Origin of the sequence: Enterobacter cloacae complex sp. 382A5 (genome assembly GCF_050031095.1) — a bacterium.
Taxonomy (GTDB): Bacteria; Pseudomonadota; Gammaproteobacteria; order Enterobacterales; family Enterobacteriaceae; genus Enterobacter; species Enterobacter cloacae.
Window position 1 is genome coordinate 152798 of sequence record NZ_JBLGVK010000001.1, and the last position, 23665, is coordinate 176462.

Genomic DNA, 23665 nt, shown 5'->3' on the forward strand with positions numbered 1-23665 from the left:
TAGGACAATTTAAAAAGGGTTTTTCCATGTCAGAACAAAACAACACCGAAATGACTTTCCAGATCCAGCGTATCTACACCAAGGATGTCTCTTTCGAAGCGCCAAATGCGCCACATGTTTTCCAGAAAGATTGGCAGCCAGAGGTTAAACTTGATCTGGATACCGCATCAACCCAGCTGGCTGATGACGTGTATGAAGTCGTACTGCGTGTGACCGTGACCGCCTCTCTGGGCGAAGAAACTGCATTCCTGTGTGAAGTTCAGCAGGGCGGTATCTTCTCCATCGGCGGTATTGAAGGCAACCAGATGGCGCATTGCCTGGGTGCATACTGCCCGAACATCCTGTTCCCGTATGCGCGTGAATGCATCACCAGCCTGGTTTCTCGCGGTACATTCCCGCAACTGAACCTTGCGCCAGTTAACTTTGATGCGCTGTTCATGAACTATCTGCAGCAGCAGGCTGGCGAAGGTGCTGAACAACATCAGGATGCCTGATGAGCACTGTTAATGCGTCAATGACTGTGATCGGTGCCGGCTCTTACGGCACCGCTCTTGCCATCACGCTGGCAAGAAATGGTCACGAGGTGGTCCTGTGGGGCCACGACCCAAAACATATCGCAACGCTGCAGCACGACCGCTGCAACGTGGCGTTCCTTCCTGACGTTCCGTTCCCTGACTCCCTGCACCTGGAAAGCGACCTTGCGACCGCGCTGGCAGCCAGCCGCAATATTTTGATTGTGGTGCCGAGCCATGTGTTTGGCGACGTGCTACAGCAGATCAAGCCGCTGATGCGCCCGGATGCACGCATTGTGTGGGCAACGAAGGGGCTGGAAGCCGAAACTGGTCGTCTGTTGCAGGACGTTGCCCGCGAAGTGCTGGGTACCGAGATCCCGCTGGCGGTTATCTCCGGCCCAACGTTTGCCAAAGAGCTGGCCGCTGGCCTGCCAACGGCAATCTCGCTGGCCTCTACGGATCCTGTTTTTGCGGACGATCTTCAGCACCTGCTGCACTGCGGCAAGAGTTTCCGCGTCTACAGCAATCCCGATTTTATCGGCGTGCAGCTGGGCGGTGCGGTGAAGAACGTCATCGCCATTGGCGCCGGGATGTCCGACGGCATTGGCTTTGGTGCCAATGCACGTACTGCGCTGATTACCCGTGGGTTAACCGAGATGTCCCGTCTCGGGGCGGCACTGGGTGCCGATCCGGCCACCTTTATGGGGATGGCGGGTTTAGGCGATCTGGTGCTGACCTGTACCGACAACCAGTCGCGTAACCGCCGCTTTGGCATGATGCTCGGTCAGGGCATGGATGTAAAAGGCGCGCAGGAGAAGATTGGTCAGGTGGTTGAAGGCTACCGCAATACCAAAGAAGTCCGCGAATTGGCGCACCGTTTTGGTGTCGAAATGCCAATAACCGAGGAAATTTATCAGGTATTGTATTGCGGAAAAAATGCGCGCGAGGCAGCATTGACCTTATTAGGTCGTGCGCGCAAGGACGAGCGCAGCAGTAACTAGTCGGAACCATTGTCACCTGAATGACCCAGCCAGCGCAGAACTGGCTGGTCATTATACTATCGTCTGGAGTAAGCAATGCCGTGTGAAGAACTGGATATCGTCTGGAATAATATTAAAGCCGAAGCCCGGGCGTTGGCCGACTGTGAGCCGATGCTGGCCAGTTTCTACCATGCAACGTTACTCAAGCACGAAAACCTCGGTAGTGCCCTGAGCTATATGCTCGCCAACAAGCTGGCGTCTTCAATCATGCCCGCCATCGCCATTCGTGAAGTGGTGGAAGAGGCCTACGCCGCAGACCCGGAAATGATCGCCTCTGCCGCCTGTGATATTCAGGCCGTGCGCACGCGTGATCCAGCGGTCGATAAATATTCTACGCCGCTGCTGTACCTGAAGGGTTTTCATGCCTTACAGGCGTACCGCATCGGCCACTGGTTATGGAAGGAAGGCCGCCGCGCGCTGGCAATTTTCCTGCAAAACCAGGTTTCTGTGACCTTCCAGGTTGATATTCACCCGGCGGCCAAAATTGGCCGGGGGATCATGCTCGACCATGCCACCGGGATTGTTGTCGGTGAGACGGCGGTCATTGAAGATGACGTGTCGATCCTGCAGTCGGTTACCCTGGGCGGTACCGGCAAAACCAGCGGCGATCGCCATCCGAAAATTCGTGAAGGGGTGATGATTGGCGCGGGTGCCAAAATCCTCGGCAATATCGAAGTGGGCCGCGGCGCGAAAATCGGCGCGGGCTCTGTGGTGCTGCAGCCCGTGCCGCCGCACACCACCGCCGCTGGCGTACCGGCGCGCATCGTCGGTAAGCCAGACAGTGATAAACCATCGATGGACATGGATCAGCACTTCAACGGCATTCACCATACGTTTGAGTATGGTGACGGCATTTAACTTCTGAGAATGGCGCCCGGATACCCCAGCTGGCGCCAGGCTTCATACACCACCACGGACACCGCGTTCGACAGGTTCATGCTGCGGCTGTCCGGCATCATCGGAATACGGATTTTCTGCTCAGCGGGCAGGGCGTCCAGAATCGTGGCCGGCAGGCCGCGGGTTTCCGGGCCAAACATCAGATAGTCACCTGCCTGGTAGCTCACGGCGCTGTGCGCGGGCGTGCCTTTGGTCGTCAGGGCAAACATGCGCTCTGGCTTTTCGCTTTCCAGAAACGCGGCGTAATCATGATGGCGAACCACCGCGGTAAATTCATGATAATCCAGCCCCGCACGACGCAGGCGTTTGTCATCCCACGTAAAACCCATCGGCTCGATAATATGCAGGCGAAACCCGGTGTTGGCGCACAGGCGGATAATGTTGCCGGTATTAGGCGGAATTTCTGGTTCGAATAAAACGATGTTAAGCATGCTGCCCCCTTAATTGCGGGGGCAGCATAGCAGAAATGACGGGCACTACGCGACGCCGGGTTCCTGTGGGCGGCAGCGCAGCATTTTATAGACGGTGGCACCTGCAGCCACCAGCGCGGGCAGGCTGAGGATCATCAAAATACTGTCTGCCTGCCACTGCATGGAGAGAAGCTGCGCGCTGGTCATGGTACCCGCCACGCCACCAAAACGGCCAATTCCCTGCATCCACGCGATACCCGTCGCGCGGCATTCGGTTGGGTAGAAGGTGGCGGCCAAAGTTTGCATCCCTGATTGCGCGCCGTTCATGGCGATCCCCATCAGGAAAATCAATCCGCCAAACAGGGCGATGTGATTATGCTCCATGCCGAGCAGCAGGATGAGCGCCATGGTCAGCATAAACCCACCTGCCACCACCCTGTGCGCCTCCCAGCGGTCCATCATCCACCCGGCGAGAAGAATGCCTGCGGTACCGCCGAAGGTGAACAGCGAGGTGAGCCAGGCAGATTCCGCCAGCGGATAACCCATCCCCAGCATCAGCGTCGGCATCCAGCTCAGCAGGACGTAATAAATCACCAGCCCCATAAAGTAGGTCACCCACAGCATCAGGGTGCCGGGCAGCCAGGGCATAGAAAACAGCTGTGCCACGCTCCCTTTCTTAGACGCGACCCGCTCCTCCGCCAGGAAAAAGCCGGTCACGCCATCCAGCGTGCCGCGGGCGAAGCGGCTGGCGATACGGCGGATCTGCATCACGTCTCTTCCACGCTGAACCAGAAACTTCACCGACTCCGGCAAAAACAGCGCCAGCAGCAGCGTCAGGATCAGCGGGGCAATTGCGCCGGTCAGCAGTACGCTTCGCCAGCCGTGGTGAGGAATCAGCCAGGAGGAGATTGCCCCACCCCCCGCCGCGCCCAGAGGAAAACCGCAGTACATGGTATTGATCGCCATGGCGCGACAGCGCTTAGGGGCAAACTCTGAGATCAGCGTGATGGCGTTAGGCATTGCCGCACCCAAACCCAGGCCGGTGAGAAATCGCCACAGCGTCAGGGTGTTCAGGGTTTGCGCCCAGGCGGCGCCCAGGCTTGCAAGACCAAAGAATAAACACGAAAAGACCAGCACGCGCTTGCGGCCCATCCGGTCCGATACCGGACCTGCGATCAGCGCACCCAGCGACAGTCCCAGCAGCGCGGCACTCAGTACCGGCCCCAGATCCTGTTTGTGGATCCCCCATTCTGCCGAGAGTGTCGGGGCAATATAGCCCATTGCCGCTGTATCGAAACCATCGATTGCCAGCACCAGAAAGCCCAGCACAATGAGTAGCCAGTGAAACCATGAAAAGGAACTGTCGTCGATTACCTGCTGAATATCCACCTTACCTGAATAGGCCATACGCTCCTCTCTGATGTGATGTTGTTTTTGTGTTCTTGTATTTGCTTGTCTATACAATTGCGTGTGGCAGGGGATGTCAAATATTCTTATCTAATATGTTATCTAGATGTTATTTGTGGCACAAAAACGCGCCCGATGGAGGAGATCGGACGCGTGAGTAAGGTTGGTTAAGGGGAGGGGGTCAGGCCGCGTCTCCGTGGGTAAGCGGTGCCAGTGCCGCAGGGATCTTGCTCAGCTCCTGCACCAGAGAATCCTTGCTGATCTCGCCGATTGTTTTCGCCCCGGTGAGAGTCATTGCAACCTTCATCTCTTTCTCAATCAGGTTGAGCAGGTTTGCTACCCCTGCCTGGCCGCTGGTGGCCAGCGCGTAAAGATAAGCGCGTCCCAGCAGTACGTTGTCGGCACCCAGCGCAATCATACGCACCACGTCCAGCCCGTTACGAATACCGCTATCGGCGAGGATAGCGATGTCGCCTTTAACCGCATCGGCAATCGCCGGAAGGGCGCGTGCGGATGAGAGCACGCCATCAAGCTGACGTCCGCCGTGGTTCGAGACCACTATCCCGTCTGCGCCAAAACGCACCGCGTCGCGGGCGTCGTCCGGGTCGAGGATCCCTTTGATCACCATTGGGCCGTCCCAGAATTCGCGGATCCACTCCAGGTCTTTCCAGGAGATGGACGGATCGAAATTGTTCGCCAGCCAGCCGATATAATCTTCCAGCCCGGTAGGTTTACCGAGATAAGCCGAGATGTTACCCAGATCGTGTGGACGGCCATTCAGGCCCACGTCCCACGCCCACTGCGGATGTGTTACCGCCTGCCAGTAACGACGCAGGGTAGCGTTCGGGCCGCTCATGCCGGAGTGGGCATCACGGTAGCGCGCGCCGGGGGTGGGCATATCAACGGTAAAGACCAGCGTGGAACAGCCCGCCGCTTTGGCGCGCTCCAGCGCGTTACGCATAAAGCCGCGATCGCGCAGGACGTATAGCTGGAACCACATCGGGCGCTTGATGGTCGGGGCCACCTCTTCAATCGGGCAGACAGACACGGTGGAGAGGGTAAACGGGATGCCTTTGGCATCCGCCGCCGCAGCGGCCTGCACTTCACCGCGACGGGCGTACATGCCACACAGCCCGACCGGGGCAAGCGCTACCGGCATGGAGAGCGTTTCGTTAAACAGTTTCGTCTCAAGGCTCAGATCCGACATATTCTTCAGCACGCGCTGACGCAGAGCCACCTCCGACAGATCTTCCACGTTACGGCGCAGGGTATATTCGGCATAGGCCCCGCCGTCGATATAGTGGAACAGGAACGGCGGCAAAATACGCTGCGCCGCGGCGCGGTAGTCACTGGCTGCTGAAATAATCATGCTTTGTTCTCCCTGGATATATCACTTTCGCCAGGCAGACGGGTAATACGCGCCTGTCGGGCCTGATCTTCATCAAATCGTTTAATGGTGGTGTGGACGAAGCCCAGATGCGCCATCATCGCCTTGCGTGCGGCCTCGGCATCACCGGCCAGAATGGCGTTGAGCACCGCCTCGTGCTGTTCGGTCAGTTGAGCAAAGACCGGCGGGACCAGATACATGCGCTGGCGGCTCTGCTTCACGGAGGATTGCAGCAGGTCGAAAAAACCGCGCATGGTCTGGAGCAGCACCACGTTGTGCGATGCCTCGGCAATCGCCAGGTGAAAGCGGACATCCGCCTGCGAAGCGATATCCGGGTCGCTGCTTTGCGTGGCGTCGAAGCAGGCCCTGAGCTTCTCTTTGTCGGCCTCGGTTGCCCGCATGGCAGCATGCCAGGCGGTACTGGTTTCGATGGCGTGACGGGCTTCGAGGATGTCGAAGCTGTAGTCCGGGTCATTCTCCATCAGGGTTTTGAGCGGCTGGACGATGTTTTGCTCGGACCAGTCGTCATGTTGCCAGCGCACAAAGGTGCCGCCGCCGCGACGGCTTACCAGTACTCCTTCGCTGACCAGCGTCGCCAGCGCTTCACGCAGGGAATTGCGCGACACGCCAAGCTGGGCGGCGAGTTGACGTTCGGCGGGCAATTTCATGCCTGCTTCCAGCTGTTGTTCTTCAATCAGCGCCCGCACGCGAGAGGCAATCTCGTCGGACAGGCGTCTGGGCATGACTATCATGGGATCATCCAGGTTAAGACATAGGCCTGCAGGGTGGTGATCACCCCGACCATGCAGGTGAATATCAGGCTGTGTTTCACGGTAAAACGGAACAGGTCGGACTCTTTACCCACCAGCCCTACCGCCGCACAGGCAATGGCGATGGACTGCGGAGAGATCATCTTCCCGGTCACGCCGCCGGTAGTATTCGCGGCCACCAGCAGCACGTCAGAGACGCCAATCTGCTGAGCCGCCGTCGCCTGCAGGGCGGCGAACAGGGCGTTAGACGAGGTATCTGAACCGGTCAGGAATACCCCCAGCCAGCCGAGGAACGGCGAGAAGAAGGTGAAGGCGTGGCCGGTATGGGCCAGCGCCAGTGCCAGCGTTGATGACAGACCAGAGTAGTTTGAGATAAACGCGAACGCCAGCACCATGCCGATGGAGTAGATCGGCAGCATCAATTCTTTAATGGTCGCCGCAAAGGTCTGTACCGCGGCGGCCGGTTTCATGCGCAGCCACACCACAGAAAGGAGTGCGGCAAACAGGATGGCCGTGCCGGTGGCGGAGAACCAGTCAAACTTAAACACTGCCGCGTACGGCGTGGCGTTGTGCACCACTGGCGGCATACGGGCGACCATCTTGTCGAGGAACGGCACGGAGATGTTAATCACCATGTCGTACAGCGCACCACCCGGGGCAAACAGGGCCTTAAACGGCGGGATGCTCCACAGCGTTACGGTGGCGGTCAGGAACAGGAACGGTGACCAGGCGCGAACGATCTGCCCTGCGCTGTAGCCGGTACGCGCCAGGGTTTGATCCACGTGCGACGCGCCCATATCGGCGAAGCGGAAAATACGTACCGGCTGCCAGCGTTTCAGGAACAGCGTCAGACAGACCAGCGACACCAGGGAAGAGATAATGTCCGGCAGCTCCGGGCCAAGGAAGTTCGAGCTGAGATACTGGGCAATCGCGAACGAACCGCCCGCCACCATCACCGCAGGCCAGGTCTCCTTCACGCCGCGCCAGCCGTCCATAATCGCCATGATCCAGAACAGCACGATAATGGTCAGGAACGGCAGCTGGCGGCCAACCATCTGACCAATTTCGAAGCTGTCCAGGCCAGTCACCTGGCCTGCGACCAGAATCGGAATACCCATCGCACCAAACGCCACCGGCGCGGTGTTGACGATCAGGCAAAGACCGGCGGCATAGAGCGGATTAAAGCCCAGCCCCACCAGCAGCGCGGCGGTGATTGCCACCGGCGCACCAAACCCTGCCGCCCCTTCCAGAAACGCCCCGAAGGAGAAGCCAACAATCAGCATCTGCAGGCGCTGGTCCGGCGTGATGGAGAGAATCGACGAGCGGATGATGTCGAACTGCCCGGTTTTGACTGAGATTTTATAGACAAACACTGCGGCAATGATGATCCACGCAATCGGCCACAGGCCGTAGAAGAAACCGTAGACAACGGATGCCAGCGCGCGATCGATCGGCATTTTGTAGAAGAACAGCGCCACCAGCAGCGCGATGGCGACGGTGTACGTCGCGGCGAGGTAGCCCTTCAGCTTGAGCTTAATCAGCGCAAAGAAGAAGAACAGGATCGGCAGCGATGCGATCAGGCTGGACAGCCAGATATTCCCGGCCGGGTCGTAGTTTTGTTGCCAGAGGCTCATGCAGGTCTCCTGGGGACCAGACAGCCTATGCTGCGGGTGAGTCTCCGCTCATCTCTGCGTCACAGTCTGTGTAAAAGTGGTCCTGCCAATGTTGTGTTGTAGGGGTAATGACAACAAATGGTTAACCAGATGTTATGGGCTGGCAATGGTTTTGTGAGCGGAAATAATGGATTTGTGAGCCACGGAAGAAAGAAAGGGGGGATTGGTTGGGCCAATTTTGAAGCGGGGCTGGCCGTGACCAAGCTAACCCCGCGTTCGTCAAACAACAGCCAACTGTTAAATGAGCCCTTTTTGGGAAAAAGTAATCAGAGTGGCCTCGTTTAAGTCCATGTTTTTAAGTTTATCAGGGCTAACCCAGGTTATTTCCTGAAATTCTTCATTGAAGGTAACATTCCGGTTAGCACTCATGCAGTCAAAGATAAGATAAATCATGTAAATTTCTTCGGTAGTGCCATCCTGATACGTTTTAGTACGGATATCGTCACGAAATGCCCATGGTTGAATGTCTGTGATATTAAGTTCTTCACCTAACTCTTCCATGATTTCTCGCCTCAGTGCGGTTTCCATCGTCTCACCCGGTTCAATACCGCCACCTGGTAGCGCCCACTGTCCTGGAAAAACTCCACGGTCCGGTGCCATTTTACAGAGCAGATACTCTCCGTTGTTTTGGATAACAGGGCACACAATTACTCTCTGGCGCATTTTATCTCCTTAAAAAAATAGCTTTCTGAATAATCATATCAGAAAAGACTTCAATATCATCAGGACGATTACAAACTAGTACGCGCTGGCGAAGATGATCTGGAAGATTTTCGATATAATTTTGGTATTCTGCATGCCAGCCTGTTATCCATTTAATTTTCATCTCCTCATCCGGAAACTCTTCTGGCCTTATACCATGCATTTCATCGTTCTTTAGGTGAGCAAGTGAATACTCTACTGGATAATCAATGAAAGCTATGATATCGGGTTCTGCTAGTAATTCACTTATTCTTTCCCAGAGTTGAATGTAAGAGTCGTGCTGAGTCCTATTAATATAGCCAGCTTTAAACATGAAATTAATAAAAATATAATCCTCAATATGGGAACGCTCCATTATTAGATTGTATCCCTTATCCAGCCATGATTTTATGATCAACGCTCGCTGTATCATAAAGTTGATCTGAATAAGATAGCCGTAGTTTTTTGTATCATTGAAAAGGTAAGGAAGAAGAGAATGGTGAACACTTTTTTCATCTACAGCGATTGTATATGAATCCTGCTTAAAAAGATGAGTAGACAATTTCTTCAGAAGCGTGCTTTTACCCACCCCTGAGTTACCTGATAAACATATATATAGAGGGCATCTGTCCTTGTTATATACTTGCTTATCTGCCGACCAGGGATCCATGTAAAGAAAATTATATCTCATGCAGTATATTCCCTATTCTCAAGCCAGAATCGGTTGTTCTCGCATTTCCTCATGATCTCTTTATTTCCAAAAATGGAATGAATGATTTTATCTGGTGAGTCGGTTAGCATATTCCCCAGCAAAGTATATTTTTCACCATCAGGTATGATGATGTCGAAATTGGGTTCCATAACAACATTTGCTTTATCTCTCTCTTCGAAAGTAGCCCAACTAATGGGCATATTAGGATGTTGCTTTTCAAGTATATTCATTTTATATAAAAACAATTCTGTGTTAATTTCTAATTTATCCCTTTTTTCTTTTCCTACACCCAAAGGGCAAAATTGATAAAATCTCCATGCTTGTATTTTATAGGGAAGATTTTCAACCCAATTAACGATGTCACCCAGTATGTTAATATTTGCTTGAGAAACTACAGTGGTAAGTTTGATATTAATCTGATTGTTATTTGGAAGCCATGATAATATATTTTTTACAACTCTGTGCTGATTACTCATTTTATCACTGCGAATATCTGCATTGACCAGTTTATCTATACCATCAATCGGTATCCCCACCCAGTCCAGAATCGAATTTAAACGCTCATGATCTATCGTAAAGCGATGTCCGACGGTTGAGAGATAGGTCATAAAACCCATCTGTTTCGCATATTCAATTAAATCAATGTAGTCCGCTCTTGACGTCGGTTCACCACCTGTAAAACCAATACGACGGAAACCTATTTTATACATACGTTCAATGACATTAAGGGCGCTGGAGAGAGGGGAGTCGTTAATTCCAGGGTTACGGAAGCATAGATCACATCCGAGATTGCAGTGTGAGGTTATCCTAAAATCCAGAAGCAATGTGCTAATGTCCATTATATTTCCTCAGATTTGTTGGTTGAAAGCCAATAACCACTCATATTGCATGGTTATTGGTAAGCATACTCTTTGGCTGGTTAAATTAAAAGCAAATCTGTCCATTTATTGCGGCTAGCCTTATCACCAATTTTGAGTTTTGTGGTTGCAATGCTTGTAATGGCTGTGCTTACTCATGGAAGGAGTTTGATATGACAGATAAACTTTATTCGAATCGAAAATGGAATGAGTTAGATAAAAACCCAATGCATTCTTGTTATGAATGCATTGGCCAAGATAATTTAGCTTCGGATTATCAGAACGCCGTCTTACAAAAACCCGTCATCTCTTTCAGGCCCATCTCGCGGCCAAGCTCGGTCATCGGGTGGACCACCACCAGACCCCGTACGCTTTTCTTCAGCTTGCCCATATCGGCCTGCTCTTTTTTGGTAATGGCGCGGCGGTGCGGCATATTCATCAGCTTCTGCGCTTCTTTACTCAGCTTCTGGCTTTTCACTTCGCGCAGGCGCTCGATCTCCGCTTCCAGCTTCGCGGTCTCTTTCTCAAGCTCGGCGTACTTCTCGGCGGAGTCTACCAGCGAGAGACCGGCCATCTGATGGCGGATCAGATCCAGGCGGTCGCTCAGGCGTTTAATTTCGTTCTTTTCGACTTCTTTCATGACAAATAACTCTGAAAACGGGGAATTTAGAGGGAAGGATACACCAATGTGAGCAGGCTTACTTCTGAAACGCTTTTTTTAAGCTGATTCGGGAAATCAGCTCAGTCAGGGAAAGAACCATCGTGGAACGGACAACCTGTTGATAACGCAGCTTTTGCATGGCGTACAGTTCCGGGTCGCTGTTATCAAAATGGGGGGCAGGGGGGAGCGCGGTAACGCAATGCAGCTCGCCGAAGGGGCCAAGGATCTCGTCATCGGTAAAGGTGTACTCATTACCGTCATGATTGAGCTCTTCGCGCAGCGCCATCAATAGCTCCGCATCTTCATACTCTTGCCGGTTCAGCACGCCAAGACCATAAATCAGCTTCAGACGCACGGATAAATCGCCCAGCGGTCCGTCGCCGTCCAGTAACGGTTCTACAGCATATTTTACCGCGTAGTCGTCTTTGCGAAACACCTGAAGTACCAGGATATTCACCGCCTCGGTTAACAACTCGACGGCGGTAATCAGGAAACTTCGTACGGTTTTGCCAGCATTCAGACGCTCAAGCACACGATTTTCAAAGGCCTGGGTTTGTTCCATTATTGCCTGCATATCTGACAATCTGTAATCAGGGCGCAGGATCACCTGCGCCTCACTGTGCATCATTTGGTTGCGTTATATGCGTTAACCGCCTCCGCAACCACGTCGCTGTTGGCGTCCAGACCGGAAATCTGCGCCAGCGCAGCCTGTGCGCCCTGGTCATCAATCAGCTGAGCCAGCTCCTGCGCCTGCGGATCCTGCTCGCTGCGGTAGTGCATCGCGGCGGCAATCCCTTTCACCAGGTTGGCGTGCGGCAGGCCGTATTCCAGCGTACCCAGCAGCGGCTTAATCAGGCGATCGCCCGCGCTCAGCTTACGCAATGGCTGGCGGCCCACGCGCTCAACGTCATCTTTCAGATACGGGTTTTCAAAACGACCGAGGATTTTCTGGATGTATGCTGCGTGTTTATCAGCATCAAAACCGTAGCGTTTGATCAGCACCGCGCCGCTCTCTTCCATTGCCCCTTTTACCACCGCGCGGATCTTCTCGTCGAGGATCGCATCACGAATAGTCTGATGACCGGCCAATTTTCCGAGGTACGCGGTTATAGCATGACCCGTGTTCAGCGTGAAGAGTTTACGTTCCACAAATGCCATCAGGTTATCCGTTAATTCCATACCTGGAATGGTCGGCAGCGCGCCTTTAAATTGGGTTTTGTCCACGATCCACTCGCTGAAAGTTTCTACCGTCACTTCCAGCGGGTCGTTAGTTGCAGATTCTGACGGCGGAACGATACGGTCAACGGCAGAATCCACGAAGCCAACGTGCGCTTCAACCCAGGCTTTGTCTTCGTCCGCAACGGCGGCCAGAACGTGGCCTTTCAACTGCGTGGTGCCACGCACCATATTTTCACAGGCAATGATGTTCAGCGGGGTATCGATGCCCTGCGCTTTACGTTTTGCCAGGCCTTTTGCGACCGCAGGCGCGATGCGCTCAAGTACCACCGGGCCCACTGCGGTGGTCACCAGGTCAACGCTGGCGATGAGGTCGATAACATCGTCGCCAATGCTGCTTACCGCGTTGACGCCAGAGACCGTTTCAACCTGCTCGTATTCTCCCACCACGTGTACCTGGTAGCTATGACGGGCATTCAGGGCATCCAGAACGACCTGATTCACATCGGCGAATGTCAGCGTAATGCCCGCGTCTGCCAGCAGTTTGCCGATAAAGCCACGACCGATATTACCTGCGCCAAAATGTAATGCTTTCATAGTGTTAACCTTTATCAATGTTTTTACCCGAGAGGGCTGGGGTGAGGAACGTATACCCCTCACCCTAGCCCTCTCCCTTAAGGGGAGAGGGAAGATACGCTGTTATTTGTTGAGGAGTGCCAGCACTTCTTCAACGCTTTCAGTCTGTGCCAGACGCTCGATGACGGACTCATCATCCAGCGCATTGGTCAGGCTGGTAATCACCTGGATGTGCTCGTTATTGCGAGCGGCGATACCAATCACCAGACGGGCAATGTCGTCTTCTTCTTCACCGAAGCGCACGCCATCAGGATACTGGCAGAACACAACGCCGGTTTTGAGCACGCGGTCTTTCGCTTCCACCGTACCGTGCGGCACCGCGATGGATTCGCCCAGGTAGGTTGGCGTCAGTTTTTCGCGTTCCAGCATCGCGTCGACATATTCAGGCTGAACGTAGCCGCCTTTCACCAGCTGCTCACCGGCAAAGCGAATTGCCTCTTCTTTGGTGCTCGCGGTACGACCGAGGAAGATATTCTCCGCGCCCAGCTTAAACAGGTGAGCATTGCTCTCGTCAAAGCTGTCCTGCAGGCTGGTCCGCACTTTCACTTCGTTGTCTTCGTGACGCTGTGCGGCCACCAGACGTTCAGTCAGGCTGGTGTACAGGCCGCTGTCGAGGAAGTTGGTCAGCGAAATATGCTGTGCCTGCGGTACCTGGCGCATGGCGCGTTCGGTCAGGTCACGGTGCGTAATCACCAGGTCAACATCCGGTGGCAGGCTGTTAATGGCGCTGTTGGTCACTGAGATATTGGTCAGGCCTGCATCCTGCACTTTCTTACGCAGCACGCCGGCACCCATTGCGCTGGAACCCATACCGGCATCACAGGCAACGATGATTTTACGCACGTGGCTCAGGTCGTTAGAAACATCACCCGCTGACAGCGGCGTTGCGCCTTTGGACTCGGCTTTCATGTCGTGCATACGACGGGTGGCCGCTTCGATATCGTCATCTTCTTTCACTTTGCTGGTTTTCAGCAGGATAGAAGCGACCACGAAGGAGACTGCCATTGCCGCACAGATAGCCGCGATGTTAGCAAAATAGGCACCTTTCGGCGTCATCGCCAGTACCGCCAGGATAGAGCCCGGAGACGCCGGAGAAACCAGACCACCGTTCAGCACGCTCAGAGTGAACACACCGGTCATACCGCCGAGGATAACGGCCAGGATCAGACGTGGGTTCATCAGCACGTACGGGAAGTAAATTTCGTGAATACCGCCCAGGAAGTGAATGATAGCCGCACCGCCAGCAGACTGCTTCGCGCTGCCGCGACCAAAGAACATGTACGCCAGCAGAACGCCCATACCCGGACCCGGGTTCGCTTCAATCAGGAAGAAGATGGACTTGCCGAGGTCATGAGACTGCTGAATACCCAGCGGTGAGAAGATACCGTGGTTAATGGCGTTGTTCAGGAACAGGATTTTCGCCGGTTCAACAAAGATAGACGCCAGAGGCAGCATGTCGTGCGCCACCATGAAGTTAACGCCCGCCGCCAGAATCTTGGACAGGACTTCAACTGCCGGGCCAATGCCGAGGAACGCCAGAATCGCGAGGATCATACCGATGATGCCCGCAGAGAAGTTGTTCACCAGCATCTCGAAGCCGGATTTGATTTTGCCATCAACCCAAACGTCGAATTTCTTAATCGCCCAGCCACCCAGAGGACCGGCGATCATCGCACCGAGGAACATCGGCATATCCGCACCGACGATAACACCCATGGTTGTGATGGCACCCACTACGCCACCACGGTCACCGCCCACCAGACGACCACCGGTATAACCGATGAGCAGCGGCAGCAGGTAAGTAATCATTGGGCCAACAAGTTTCGCCAGCGTTTCGTTAGGCAACCACCCTGTCGGAATGAATAATGCAGTGATGATGCCCCACGCGATAAACGCGCCGATATTTGGCATCACCATATTGCTGAGGAAACGACCAAAGCTTTGAACTTTGATCTTGAAATCGGATGACATAAAACACCCCTTCTTCTGTTTACGCTTAGGCTTGCGGCCCGAGGTTTATTGTTAATGAGGCGGCAGAGGTAGCCGGGCCCTGTTCTGATGCTGTGAAATCTGGCACTGAATCGTTCAACTGTCCAGACAGCGAAAAATTGTGTGATCACAATCACGTAAATGCAGGGGGTGTGGCGGGAAAAGAGGTGATCTGAATCACAAAACCACAGTCTAAAAAAAACACAATGGGGAGAAAATCGGCAAAACACCCCTGTTTTTGTGATATGTGTCACATTTAGTTGTCGCGAGTTTGTTTCTGAGTTGTGATTTAATTCACAAAAAATTTTTATACGGATTTCTCCGGCTGTGATCGGCGGCAAATTCTGCCTGACGAATGAGCGTCACGATGGCTCTGGGCAACGCGCAAAGCTAAAAAACCACTTTTCATGTGTGGTATGGCGAAAAGCGAAAACGTGGATTACGCTCATAATGTAAGGTTAAGTATATTATTATTCAGGATATATTTTGACACGTTTATAAACTTGCATGGAGATATTATAAAAACCGATACTCCCCGGCTCTGAAATAACCAGTCTACCTTTTATGTTTAAAAATAAATTAATTAGGTTGCGTACTGTTTTATTAATTTAATGAGTTGACGTTGTTTAAGTGAGGAGAATATGTTTCTCAACTATTTTGCGCTGGGCGTATTGATTTTTGTTTTTCTGGTTCTGTTTTACGGAATCATCGCCATTCATGACATCCCCTATAACATGGCCAAAAAGCGTAATCATCCCCATGCCGATGCAATCCACACGGCGGGCTGGATTAGCCTGTTTACGCTCCATGCCATCTGGCCGTTCCTGTGGATCTGGGCCACTCTGTACCGGGAAGATCGCGGTTGGGGCATGCAAAACCACATCACCAAACCTGATGAGGTGCCGGGTATGGATGCGCTGGCCAAACGCGTGGCCGAATTAGAACAAAAGCTGGCCGCGGTACAGCCCACTGCTGATACGAAAACGCTGGAGCGCTAATTATGGATCTGTTGATTATTTTGACCTACGTGGCGTTTGCCTGGGCGATTTTTAAAATATTCCGTATTCCGGTCAACCAGTGGACGCTCGCCACCGCCACATTAGGTGGGGTATTTATTGTGGCGGGCCTCATTTTATTAATGAACTATAACCACCCGTATACGTTTACGGCGCAAAAAGCGGTTATTTCCATTCCGATTACGCCGCAGGTGACCGGCGTGGTCAGCGAAGTCACTGATAAAAATAACCAGCTTATTAAAAAAGGCGAAGTGTTATTTAAACTTGACCCGGGCCGCTATCAGGCACGGGTCGACAGACTGCAGGCCGACCTGGTGACCGCGACGCACAATATCGACGTGCTCAAAGCGCAACTGTCGGAAGCAGTAGCCAACACCACGCGCGTGTCCGCCGAGCGGGACCGTCTGTATAAAGATTACCAGCGCTATCTCAAAGGCAGCCAGGCGAAGGTAAACCCGTTCTCTGAGAGCGATATCGACAACGCGCGGCAGAACTATCTGGCTCAGGACGCGCTGGTAAAAGGCTCAGTGGCGGAACAGACGCAGATCAAAAGCCAGTTAGACAGCATGGTGAACGGCGAACAGTCGCAGATTGCCTCTTTACGCGCCCAGCTGGCCGAAGCCAAATACAACCTGGATCAGACCGTGGTGCGTGCGCCGAGCAATGGCTACATCACCCAGGTGCTGATTCGCCCGGGAACGTATGCCGCCGCGCTGCCGCTGCGCCCGGTCATGGTCTTTATTCCTGAACAGAAACGCCAGATTGTGGCCCAGTTCCGTCAGAACTCGCTGCTGCGTCTGAAGCCGGGCGATGAAGCGGAAGTGGTGTTTAATGCCCTGCCGGGGCAGGTCTTCTCCGGCAAGCTCACCAGCATTCTGCCGGTGGTGCCAGGGGGCTCATATCAGGCGCAGGGGGCACTGCAATCGCTAACGGTAACACCGGGAACGGATGGCGTGCAGGCGCTGATAGAACTGGAGCCTAACGCCGACGTTGATGCGTTGCCGGACGGTATTTACGCGCAGGTGGCGGTCTATTCCGACCATTTCGCGCACGTCTCGGTGATGCGTAAAGTCCTGCTGCGCATGACCAGCTGGATGCACTATCTCTATCTTGATCATTAATCCTCGCCGGGCAGGAATGCGACATGCATACCTGCCCTTTTTTCAGCGCTTGATCCATACTGACTTTTTCTGGCATCAAGGATCAGGCAATGAAACTCATCGGCAGCTACACCAGTCCCTTCGTGCGAAAGATCTCGATTCTCCTGCTGGAGAAAGGGATTGAATTTGAATTCGTTAATGAACAGCCCTATAACGCCGAAAACGGCGTTGCGCAGTACAACCCGCTGGGGAAAGTCCCGGCGCTGGTAACGGACGAGGGCGAATACTGGTTTGATTCCCCGATTATCGCTGAGTACATCGAACTGCTCGGCGTTGTGCCAGCCATGTTACCGGCAGATCCGAAGGCGGCCCTGGCAGTGAAGCAAATTGAAGCGCTGGCCGATGGCATCATGGATGCGGCGTTAACTTCCGTGCGCGAGCAGGCAAGGCCCGTTGCTCAGCAGTCGGAAACGGAGCTGCTGCGCCAGCGTGAGAAAATCAGCCGCAGCCTGGACAGGTGCGAGCAGCTCATCCAGGAGGGCAAAATAGCAACGGATAGCCTGAATCTGGCGACGATCGCTATCGCCTGCGCCATTGGTTATCTCAACTTTCGTCGCGTCTCCCCTGGCTGGTGCGTCGACCGTCCGCTGCTGGTGAAGCTCGCCGAAACGCTCTTCCAGCGCGAGAGCTTCGCCCGTACCGAACCGCCAAAGGCTTGACGCGGGTTATAACACTTCGCGTCAGGAGGCGGTACAATCCCTCCACATGTTAACTCCCTCTCCCGTCGGGAGGGGGGATGATATTTACTCGCCAGGCGCTTTCATGACTACTCATCACTCCCTGTACAGCCAGATCCCCGCTACCGACCGACTCCTTCGTGAACCCCTTATTCATTCCGCTGTCGAGCGGTTCGGCCATACCGCGACGGTTGAGATGTTACGTCTGCTTCAGGACGAGGCCCGGCGCCATATTCAGGCAGAAAATGCCTTGCCCGGCTGGTGCGTGGCGTGGGAGCAGGAGCTGGAACAGAGGCTGGTTGAGAAAGGGCAAAGCGCGTTGCGCCCGGTGATTAACCTGACGGGGACTGTCCTGCATACCAATCTCGGGCGTGCGCAACAGGCGGAAGAGGCGGTAGATGCCGTAACGCAGGCCATGCGTTCGCCTGTCACGCTGGAGTACGATCTCGACGGTGCAGGACGCGGGCATCGTGATCGGGCCCTGGCGGATCTGCTTTGTCAGCTCACCGGTGCTGAAGATGCCTGCATTGTGAATAACAACGCGGCGGCGGTCCTGTTGATGCTGGCAGCGACCGCCAGCGGCAAAGAGGTGGTCGTCTCGCGCGGCGAACTGGTGGAGATTGGCGGCGCGTTTCGCATCCCGGACGTGATGCGCCAGGCGGGCTGTACCCTGCATGAAGTGGGTACCACTAACCGGACCCATGCGAAAGATTACCGTGCGGCGGTTAATGAAAACACCGCCCTGCTGATGAAGGTCCACACCAGTAATTATCATATCGAAGGGTTCACTAAAGCCGTTGAAGAGGCCGAGCTAGCGGCGATAGGCCAGGAGCTGAATGTGCCGGTCGTTGCCGATCTCGGCAGCGGCTCGCTGGTGGATCTGAGCCAGTATGGTCTGCCGAAAGAGCCGATGGTGCAGGAGATGATTGCGGCGGGCGTTAGCCTGGTCAGTTTTTCCGGTGATAAGCTGCTGGGCGGGCCGCAGGCCGGGATCATCGTCGGTAAGCGTGAATTGATTGCGAAACTGCAGCAGCATCCGCTGAAGCGCGCCCTGCGTGCCGATAAAATGACGCTTGCCGCGCTGGACGCGACGCTGCGGCTCTATCTCCACCCGGAGAAACTGGCGGAACGCCTGCCAACGCTGCGTCTGTTAACGCGTGATGCCGCCTCGATTCGCGCGCAGGCCGAGTTACTGTTGCCGAATGTCGCGTCGCATTACGCCGATTTCGACGTGCGCATTGAGCCCTGCCAGTCGCAAATTGGCAGTGGCTCGTTACCGGTGGATCGGCTGCCCAGCGCGGCCCTGACCTTCACCCCGCGCGATGGCCGCGGCAGCAGGCTTGACGCGCTCTCTGCGCGCTGGCGTGCCCTGCCAACGCCGGTTATCGGGCGAATTTACGATGGCCGAATGTGGCTGGATCTACGCTGTCTTGAAGATGAAGAGCGATTTCTGGAGATGCTGTTGAAATGATTATTGCCACCGCCGGTCATGTTGACCACGGAAAAACCACCTTGTTGCAGGCCATCACGGGCGTGAATGCCGATCGCCTGCCGGAAGAGAAAAAGCGCGGTATGACCATCGATCTGGGTTATGCCTACTGGCCGCAGCCCGATGGCCGCGTGCTGGGCTTTATTGACGTCCCCGGACACGAAAAGTTTCTTTCCAACATGCTGGCGGGGGTCGGAGGTATTGACCATGCCCTGCTGGTGGTGGCATGTGATGACGGCGTTATGGCGCAAACGCGTGAACACCTGGCGATCCTGCAGTTGACGGGCAACCCACAGCTAACCGTGGCGCTGACCAAAGCCGATCGTGTGGACGCGACGCGTATTAACGAAGTGCGCGAGGCGGTGCAGGCCACGTTGCGCGAATATGGCTTTACCGATGCTGCGCTGTTTGAAACAGTCGCCACAGAAGGGCGCGGGATCGACGCACTTCGCCACCATTTGCAGCAGCTTTCGTCGCGGGAACATGCCAGCCATCATCGCTTTCGTCTGGCCATCGACAGGGCGTTTACCGTTAAAGGTGCGGGTCTGGTGGTGACCGGTACTGCCCTGAGTGGAGAAGTGAAGGTGGGCGATACCGTATGGCTGACGGGTATTAACAAGCTGATGCGGGTGCGTGGGTTGCATGCACAAAACCAGCCCGTTGATCATGCCCATGCCGGGCAGCGTATCGCCCTCAATATTGCCGGCGATGCGGAGAAAGCGCAGCTAAACCGCGGCGACTGGCTGCTGTCTGAGGCGCCGCCAGAACCGTCTGAGCGGGTGATTGTCTCCCTGCAGACGCATATCCCGCTCAGTCAGTGGCAGCCGCTGCATATCCACCATGCGGCCAGCCATATCACCGGGCGCGTGTCGCTGCTGGAAAACGATCTCGCTGAACTGGTTTTCGATACGCCACTCTGGCTGGCAGATAATGACCGTCTGGTGCTGCGTGATATTTCGGCGCGAGAAACGCTGGCCGGGGCGCGGGTGGTGACGCTCAACCCGCCGCGTCGCGGGAAGCGTAAACCGGAGTATTTGCAGTGGCTGTCGGCACTGGCGCAGGCCAGTAACGACAAGGCTGCGCTGGAGGTGCATCTTGAACGCGGTGCGGTGAACCTGACCGACTTCGCCTGGGCACGACAGCTCAGCAACGAAGGCCTACTCCCGCTGACCCAGCAGCCGGGATTTATCCAGGCCGGTAATAACCTGCTGAACGCGCCGGTTGCGGCGTGCTGGCAGCGTAAGGTGTTAAACACGCTCGCCACCTACCATGAACAGCATCAGGATGAGCCTGGCCCGGGGCGCGAGCGCCTGCGTCGTATGGCGCTGCCAATGGAAGACGATGCGCTGGTGCTGTTGCTGATAGAAAACATGCGTGAAAGCGGCGTGATCAAAAGCCACCACGGCTGGCTGCATCTGCCGGAACACAAAGCCGGATTCACCGCAGAGCAAGAGGCAATCTGGCAAAAAGCGGCCCCTCTGTTTGGCGATGAGCCCTGGTGGGTTCGCGATCTCGCCCGTGAAACGAATACCGACGAGCAGGTGATGCGCCAGGTATTGCGCCATGCCGCGCAGCAGGGGCTCATCGTTGCGATCGTGAAAGATCGTTATTACCGCAACGATCGTATCGTCGCGTTTGCCAGCCTGATCCGCGAACTGGATCAGGCGCGAGGCTCCACCTGTGCGGCTGATTTCCGCGATCGTCTGAACGTGGGGCGAAAGCTTGCCATTCAGATCCTGGAATATTTCAACCGCATCGGTTTTACCCGCCGTCGCGGTAACGACCATTTATTACGGGATTCGTTGCTCTTTCCAGAAACAGCGTGACCCCTGTCGTAAACAACACTCCCGGCTGGCGATAAAATCACCAGCCGGTACTACCCTTGTTGTACACCAACAGCAAGGAGACGGTCATGACAAACAATCCTCCCTCTTCACGCATTCAGCCAGGCGAGTACGGTTTCCCTCTCAAGCTAAAACCCCGTTATGACAACTTTATTGGCGGCGACTGGGTGGCACCCGTCGACGGCGAATACTATTCCAACCTGACTCCCGTCACCGGCCAGCCGCTGTGCGAGATAGCCAGCTCAGGCAAGCGCGATATCGATCTGGCGCTGGATGCGGCGCATAAAGCCAAAGATAAATGGGGACAGACTTCCGTGCAGGACAGGGCGGCGATCCTGTTCAAAATTGCCGACCGGATGGAGCAAAATCTTGAGCTGCTGGCGACGGCAGAAACCTGGGATAACGGCAAGCCGATCCGTGAAACGATGGCGGCCGATGTGCCGCTGGCGATTGACCACTTTCGCTATTTTGCCTCCTGTATTCGTGCTCAGGAGGGGGGAATCAGTGAAGTCGATAGCGACACCGTGGCGTATCACTTCCACGAACCGCTGGGCGTGGTGGGGCAGATTATCCCGTGGAACTTCCCGTTGCTGATGGCGAGCTGGAAAATGGCGCCCGCGCTGGCGGCCGGGAACTGCATTGTGCTGAAACCGGCCCGCTTAACGCCGCTTTCAGTACTGCTGCTGATGGACATTATCGGTGACCTGCTGCCCCCGGGGGTGATTAACGTGGTCAACGGGGCCGGGGGGGAGATTGGGGAATATCTGGCGACCTCAAAACGCATCGCCAAAGTGGCGTTTACCGGCTCGACGGAAGTGGGTCAGCAGATCATGCAGTACGCCACCCAGAACATCATTCCGGTGACGCTGGAGCTGGGCGGAAAATCCCCAAACATCTTCTTCGAGGACGTAATGGCGGAAGAGGACGCCTTCTTCGATAAAGCGCTGGAAGGGTTTGCGCTGTTTGCCTTTAACCAGGGCGAAGTCTGCACCTGCCCAAGCCGCGCGCTGGTGCAGGAGTCCATCTATGAGCGCTTTATGGAACGGGCCATTCGCCGCGTGGAGTCGATCCGCAGCGGTAACCCGCTAGATAACGTGACGCAGATGGGCGCGCAGGTGTCGCATGGACAGCTGGAAACCATCCTTAATTACATTGATATCGGCAAAAAAGAAGGGGCGGATGTCCTGACCGGTGGACGCCGTAAAGTGCTCGGCGGCGATCTGCAGGAAGGGTATTACCTTGAGCCGACCATTCTGTCTGGCAAAAACAACATGCGCGTTTTCCAGGAGGAAATTTTCGGACCGGTGCTGGCCGTGACCACCTTCAAAACGATGGAGGAGGCGCTGGAGATTGCTAACGATACGCCGTATGGCCTGGGGGCGGGCGTCTGGAGCCGCAACGGCAATCTGGCGTATAAAATGGGCCGGGGGATCCAGGCCGGACGCGTATGGACCAACTGTTATCACGCCTACCCGGCGCACGCGGCCTTTGGGGGCTATAAGCAGTCAGGCATCGGGCGTGAAACGCACAAAATGATGCTGGAGCATTATCAGCAGACGAAATGCCTGCTGGTCAGCTACTCCGATAAACCGCTGGGGCTGTTCTAGTCATCCAGCTCAGGCCGTCCGTGGGCGGCCTGAGCTATTTGCTGGCGAAGATTATTCAGGACGCCATCCAGAACATATTGCACGCGCCATGGCTGGTATTCACGCTTGCGGAAGATGGCCGTCAGATCCAGCCACCACTCTTCCTGATGCGGGAAGCAGGGAACCAGTGAACCGTTTTTTAACTCTTTTCTCAGGCTCTCTTTCGGCGCAAAGACGATACCGAGATTATTCCTCGCCAGCTCCAGGGCAGTTTGCGTATTGTCGCAAATATAATTCCCGGTAACCCGGTAATCCTGTACATCATCACTGCCATGAACGCGGAACCGCCAGATGTTAGCATCATCCACCAGCATGGAGTCGATTAAAATACAGGAGTGATGAATTAAATCTTCCGGGCCGTTTAACGGGTGCTGATTTAAATACTCTTCGGTCGCGAAGGCGGTAACGGAATATTGGGTTAATACACTTGCGACCAGACTTTCATCTTTCGGCTGAGCATAGGTAATTAAAATATCGCAGTCATCCGGAAAGGTCACCCCCTCAGAAAATTCATTGCGATCCAGATTGTATGTTTTCAGCGAAATACGAATATCGCCAATATCTTTTATCTGGTGGATCACATGACGAGAGAGATAGGTCACGATGCCTGTCGGGGCGTAAATCGTCACCTTTCCACGCTTTTCATGCTTATAATCGGCAATAAAATTAATAAGCTGACTATTTTTATCCAGCGTGGCGTTCACGTAAGGAAGCAAGGCCTCACCAAACTGCGTTAGCGCAAGCTGACGGGTGGTGCGTTCAAAGACCTTGAGACCGACTCGTGTTTCAAAATCAGAGAGATATTTACTGACGTTGGCCTGTGCCATGCCCAGCAGGGCGGCGGCGTCGCCAATGCTGTGGGTGGCGGCGATGACGGAAATTATTTTTAATTCACGGGGTTTTAGTTGTAATTTATTCATCATGCCCACCCATCTATATGATTTTATATATAATATTATATAAACAGCGGCGTTGCATACGCAAATTTGTAACCATTATTATTCGCCTCGCTTGTTCGGCGTTTA

At 54.6% G+C, this 23665-nt stretch carries 22 protein-coding genes; 9 read left to right on the forward strand and 13 right to left on the reverse strand.

Annotated features, from left to right (window positions below; genetic code table 11):
• Positions 1-26: 26 nt before the first annotated feature.
• The 3 genes from secB (at position 27) to cysE (ending at position 2410) form a co-directional block, all read left to right on the forward strand.
• Entirely contained in the window at positions 27-494 is a 468-nt protein-coding gene (secB, locus tag ACQG2G_RS00745; RefSeq protein ID WP_003860835.1) for a protein-export chaperone SecB, read from the forward strand.
• On the forward strand, positions 494-1513 hold the full coding sequence (gene gpsA / locus ACQG2G_RS00750) for an NAD(P)H-dependent glycerol-3-phosphate dehydrogenase (RefSeq protein ID WP_020686508.1): 1020 nt from the start codon (positions 494-496) through the stop codon (positions 1511-1513). Before secB ends, gpsA begins: the two co-directional genes overlap by 1 nt.
• Positions 1514-1588: 75 nt before the next feature.
• The gene (gene cysE / locus ACQG2G_RS00755; protein WP_013094922.1) at positions 1589-2410 is read left to right on the forward strand and encodes a serine O-acetyltransferase; all 822 of its coding nucleotides are present in this window, start codon (positions 1589-1591) and stop codon (positions 2408-2410) included.
• Here the strand turns inward: cysE and trmL are convergent.
• From trmL to ACQG2G_RS00815, 12 genes are all read right to left on the reverse strand, one after another.
• Positions 2407-2880, reverse strand: coding sequence for a tRNA (uridine(34)/cytosine(34)/5-carboxymethylaminomethyluridine(34)-2'-O)-methyltransferase TrmL (gene trmL / locus ACQG2G_RS00760; protein ID WP_013094923.1), 474 nt, complete (start codon positions 2878-2880; stop codon positions 2407-2409). The genes cysE and trmL overlap by 4 nt on opposite strands.
• A 45-nt stretch (positions 2881-2925) precedes the next feature.
• Complete coding sequence (locus ACQG2G_RS00765) at positions 2926-4266, reverse strand: MFS transporter (protein ID WP_020686509.1); 1341 nt, start codon at positions 4264-4266, stop codon at positions 2926-2928.
• Positions 4267-4447: 181 nt separating this feature from the next.
• Positions 4448-5635 carry an FMN-dependent L-lactate dehydrogenase LldD gene (gene lldD, locus ACQG2G_RS00770; RefSeq protein ID WP_061772537.1) on the reverse strand — a complete coding sequence of 396 codons (1188 nt, stop codon included), beginning with the start codon at positions 5633-5635 and terminating at the stop codon, positions 4448-4450.
• Complete coding sequence (gene lldR, locus ACQG2G_RS00775; RefSeq protein WP_248766722.1) at positions 5632-6405, reverse strand: transcriptional regulator LldR; 774 nt, start codon at positions 6403-6405, stop codon at positions 5632-5634. The genes lldD and lldR overlap by 4 nt, the downstream gene beginning before the upstream one ends.
• Positions 6402-8057 (reverse strand): L-lactate permease, encoded by a 1656-nt coding sequence (gene lldP / locus ACQG2G_RS00780; protein WP_248766723.1) that lies wholly within the window; start codon positions 8055-8057, stop codon positions 6402-6404. Before lldP ends, lldR begins: the two co-directional genes overlap by 4 nt.
• Positions 8058-8333: 276 nt before the next feature.
• Positions 8334-8759 (reverse strand): nucleoside triphosphatase NudI, encoded by a 426-nt coding sequence (gene nudI, locus ACQG2G_RS00785; protein ID WP_047024108.1) that lies wholly within the window; start codon positions 8757-8759, stop codon positions 8334-8336.
• A 1-nt stretch (position 8760) separates the two neighbouring features.
• Positions 8761-9468: a deoxynucleoside kinase gene (locus ACQG2G_RS00790; RefSeq protein WP_061772535.1), complete on the reverse strand. Its 708-nt coding sequence runs from the start codon at positions 9466-9468 to the stop codon at positions 8761-8763.
• Positions 9465-10328, reverse strand: a complete 864-nt coding sequence (locus ACQG2G_RS00795) for a radical SAM protein (protein ID WP_061772534.1) — start codon at positions 10326-10328, stop codon at positions 9465-9467. Before ACQG2G_RS00795 ends, ACQG2G_RS00790 begins: the two co-directional genes overlap by 4 nt.
• A gap of 295 nt (positions 10329-10623) precedes the next feature.
• Positions 10624-10986, reverse strand: a complete 363-nt coding sequence (locus ACQG2G_RS00800; RefSeq protein ID WP_023621173.1) for a YibL family ribosome-associated protein — start codon at positions 10984-10986, stop codon at positions 10624-10626.
• 58 nt (positions 10987-11044) lie between these two features.
• A complete protein-coding gene (mtlR, locus tag ACQG2G_RS00805) occupies positions 11045-11635 on the reverse strand; it encodes a mannitol operon repressor MtlR (RefSeq protein WP_013094931.1) in 591 nt (196 codons plus the stop codon).
• Positions 11632-12780 carry a mannitol-1-phosphate 5-dehydrogenase gene (gene mtlD / locus ACQG2G_RS00810; protein WP_061772533.1) on the reverse strand — a complete coding sequence of 383 codons (1149 nt, stop codon included), beginning with the start codon at positions 12778-12780 and terminating at the stop codon, positions 11632-11634. The genes mtlR and mtlD overlap by 4 nt, the downstream gene beginning before the upstream one ends.
• 102 nt (positions 12781-12882) lie before the next feature.
• On the reverse strand, positions 12883-14790 hold the full coding sequence (locus tag ACQG2G_RS00815; protein ID WP_013094933.1) for a PTS mannitol transporter subunit IICBA: 1908 nt from the start codon (positions 14788-14790) through the stop codon (positions 12883-12885).
• 659 nt (positions 14791-15449) lie between these two features.
• On the opposite strand from ACQG2G_RS00815, the gene ACQG2G_RS00820 reads away from it, so the two are divergent.
• The 6 genes from ACQG2G_RS00820 (at position 15450) to exaC (ending at position 22601) form a co-directional block, all read left to right on the forward strand.
• Positions 15450-15806 carry a DUF3302 domain-containing protein gene (locus ACQG2G_RS00820; RefSeq protein WP_013094935.1) on the forward strand — a complete coding sequence of 119 codons (357 nt, stop codon included), beginning with the start codon at positions 15450-15452 and terminating at the stop codon, positions 15804-15806.
• A 2-nt stretch (positions 15807-15808) separates the two neighbouring features.
• Entirely contained in the window at positions 15809-16945 is a 1137-nt protein-coding gene (locus ACQG2G_RS00825) for an HlyD family secretion protein (protein ID WP_013094936.1), read from the forward strand.
• An 89-nt stretch (positions 16946-17034) separates the two neighbouring features.
• Positions 17035-17643 (forward strand): glutathione S-transferase, encoded by a 609-nt coding sequence (locus tag ACQG2G_RS00830; RefSeq protein ID WP_061771399.1) that lies wholly within the window; start codon positions 17035-17037, stop codon positions 17641-17643.
• Between the two features lie 103 nt (positions 17644-17746).
• Positions 17747-19132, forward strand: coding sequence for an L-seryl-tRNA(Sec) selenium transferase (selA, locus tag ACQG2G_RS00835; protein WP_061771398.1), 1386 nt, complete (start codon positions 17747-17749; stop codon positions 19130-19132).
• Positions 19129-20976: a selenocysteine-specific translation elongation factor gene (gene selB, locus ACQG2G_RS00840; RefSeq protein ID WP_061771397.1), complete on the forward strand. Its 1848-nt coding sequence runs from the start codon at positions 19129-19131 to the stop codon at positions 20974-20976. The genes selA and selB overlap by 4 nt, the downstream gene beginning before the upstream one ends.
• An 86-nt stretch (positions 20977-21062) precedes the next feature.
• Positions 21063-22601 (forward strand): acetaldehyde dehydrogenase ExaC, encoded by a 1539-nt coding sequence (exaC, locus tag ACQG2G_RS00845; protein ID WP_020686520.1) that lies wholly within the window; start codon positions 21063-21065, stop codon positions 22599-22601.
• On the opposite strand, the gene ACQG2G_RS00850 is transcribed toward exaC, so the two are convergent.
• Complete coding sequence (locus ACQG2G_RS00850; protein ID WP_061771396.1) at positions 22598-23563, reverse strand: LysR family transcriptional regulator; 966 nt, start codon at positions 23561-23563, stop codon at positions 22598-22600. The two genes, exaC and ACQG2G_RS00850, sit on opposite strands and share 4 nt — an antisense overlap.
• Between the last annotated feature and the right edge of the window lie 102 nt (positions 23564-23665).

Excerpts from the sequence above, each read along its gene's own strand:
- secB (WP_003860835.1), top strand. The coding sequence starts at position 27 with ATGTCAGAACAAAACAACACCGAAATGACTTTCCAGATCCAGCGTATC.
- gpsA (WP_020686508.1), top strand. The coding sequence starts at position 494 with ATGAGCACTGTTAATGCGTCAATGACTGTGATCGGTGCCGGCTCTTAC.
- cysE (WP_013094922.1), top strand. The coding sequence starts at position 1,589 with ATGCCGTGTGAAGAACTGGATATCGTCTGGAATAATATTAAAGCCGAA.
- trmL (WP_013094923.1), bottom strand. The coding sequence starts at position 2,880 with ATGCTTAACATCGTTTTATTCGAACCAGAAATTCCGCCTAATACCGGC.
- ACQG2G_RS00765 (WP_020686509.1), bottom strand. The coding sequence starts at position 4,266 with ATGGCCTATTCAGGTAAGGTGGATATTCAGCAGGTAATCGACGACAGT.
- lldD (WP_061772537.1), bottom strand. The coding sequence starts at position 5,635 with ATGATTATTTCAGCAGCCAGTGACTACCGCGCCGCGGCGCAGCGTATT.
- lldR (WP_248766722.1), bottom strand. The coding sequence starts at position 6,405 with ATGATAGTCATGCCCAGACGCCTGTCCGACGAGATTGCCTCTCGCGTG.
- lldP (WP_248766723.1), bottom strand. The coding sequence starts at position 8,057 with ATGAGCCTCTGGCAACAAAACTACGACCCGGCCGGGAATATCTGGCTG.
- nudI (WP_047024108.1), bottom strand. The coding sequence starts at position 8,759 with ATGCGCCAGAGAGTAATTGTGTGCCCTGTTATCCAAAACAACGGAGAG.
- ACQG2G_RS00790 (WP_061772535.1), bottom strand. The coding sequence starts at position 9,468 with ATGAGATATAATTTTCTTTACATGGATCCCTGGTCGGCAGATAAGCAA.
- ACQG2G_RS00795 (WP_061772534.1), bottom strand. The coding sequence starts at position 10,328 with ATGGACATTAGCACATTGCTTCTGGATTTTAGGATAACCTCACACTGC.
- ACQG2G_RS00800 (WP_023621173.1), bottom strand. The coding sequence starts at position 10,986 with ATGAAAGAAGTCGAAAAGAACGAAATTAAACGCCTGAGCGACCGCCTG.
- mtlR (WP_013094931.1), bottom strand. The coding sequence starts at position 11,635 with ATGATGCACAGTGAGGCGCAGGTGATCCTGCGCCCTGATTACAGATTG.
- mtlD (WP_061772533.1), bottom strand. The coding sequence starts at position 12,780 with ATGAAAGCATTACATTTTGGCGCAGGTAATATCGGTCGTGGCTTTATC.
- ACQG2G_RS00815 (WP_013094933.1), bottom strand. The coding sequence starts at position 14,790 with ATGTCATCCGATTTCAAGATCAAAGTTCAAAGCTTTGGTCGTTTCCTC.
- ACQG2G_RS00820 (WP_013094935.1), top strand. The coding sequence starts at position 15,450 with ATGTTTCTCAACTATTTTGCGCTGGGCGTATTGATTTTTGTTTTTCTG.
- ACQG2G_RS00825 (WP_013094936.1), top strand. The coding sequence starts at position 15,809 with ATGGATCTGTTGATTATTTTGACCTACGTGGCGTTTGCCTGGGCGATT.
- ACQG2G_RS00830 (WP_061771399.1), top strand. The coding sequence starts at position 17,035 with ATGAAACTCATCGGCAGCTACACCAGTCCCTTCGTGCGAAAGATCTCG.
- selA (WP_061771398.1), top strand. The coding sequence starts at position 17,747 with ATGACTACTCATCACTCCCTGTACAGCCAGATCCCCGCTACCGACCGA.
- selB (WP_061771397.1), top strand. The coding sequence starts at position 19,129 with ATGATTATTGCCACCGCCGGTCATGTTGACCACGGAAAAACCACCTTG.
- exaC (WP_020686520.1), top strand. The coding sequence starts at position 21,063 with ATGACAAACAATCCTCCCTCTTCACGCATTCAGCCAGGCGAGTACGGT.
- ACQG2G_RS00850 (WP_061771396.1), bottom strand. The coding sequence starts at position 23,563 with ATGATGAATAAATTACAACTAAAACCCCGTGAATTAAAAATAATTTCC.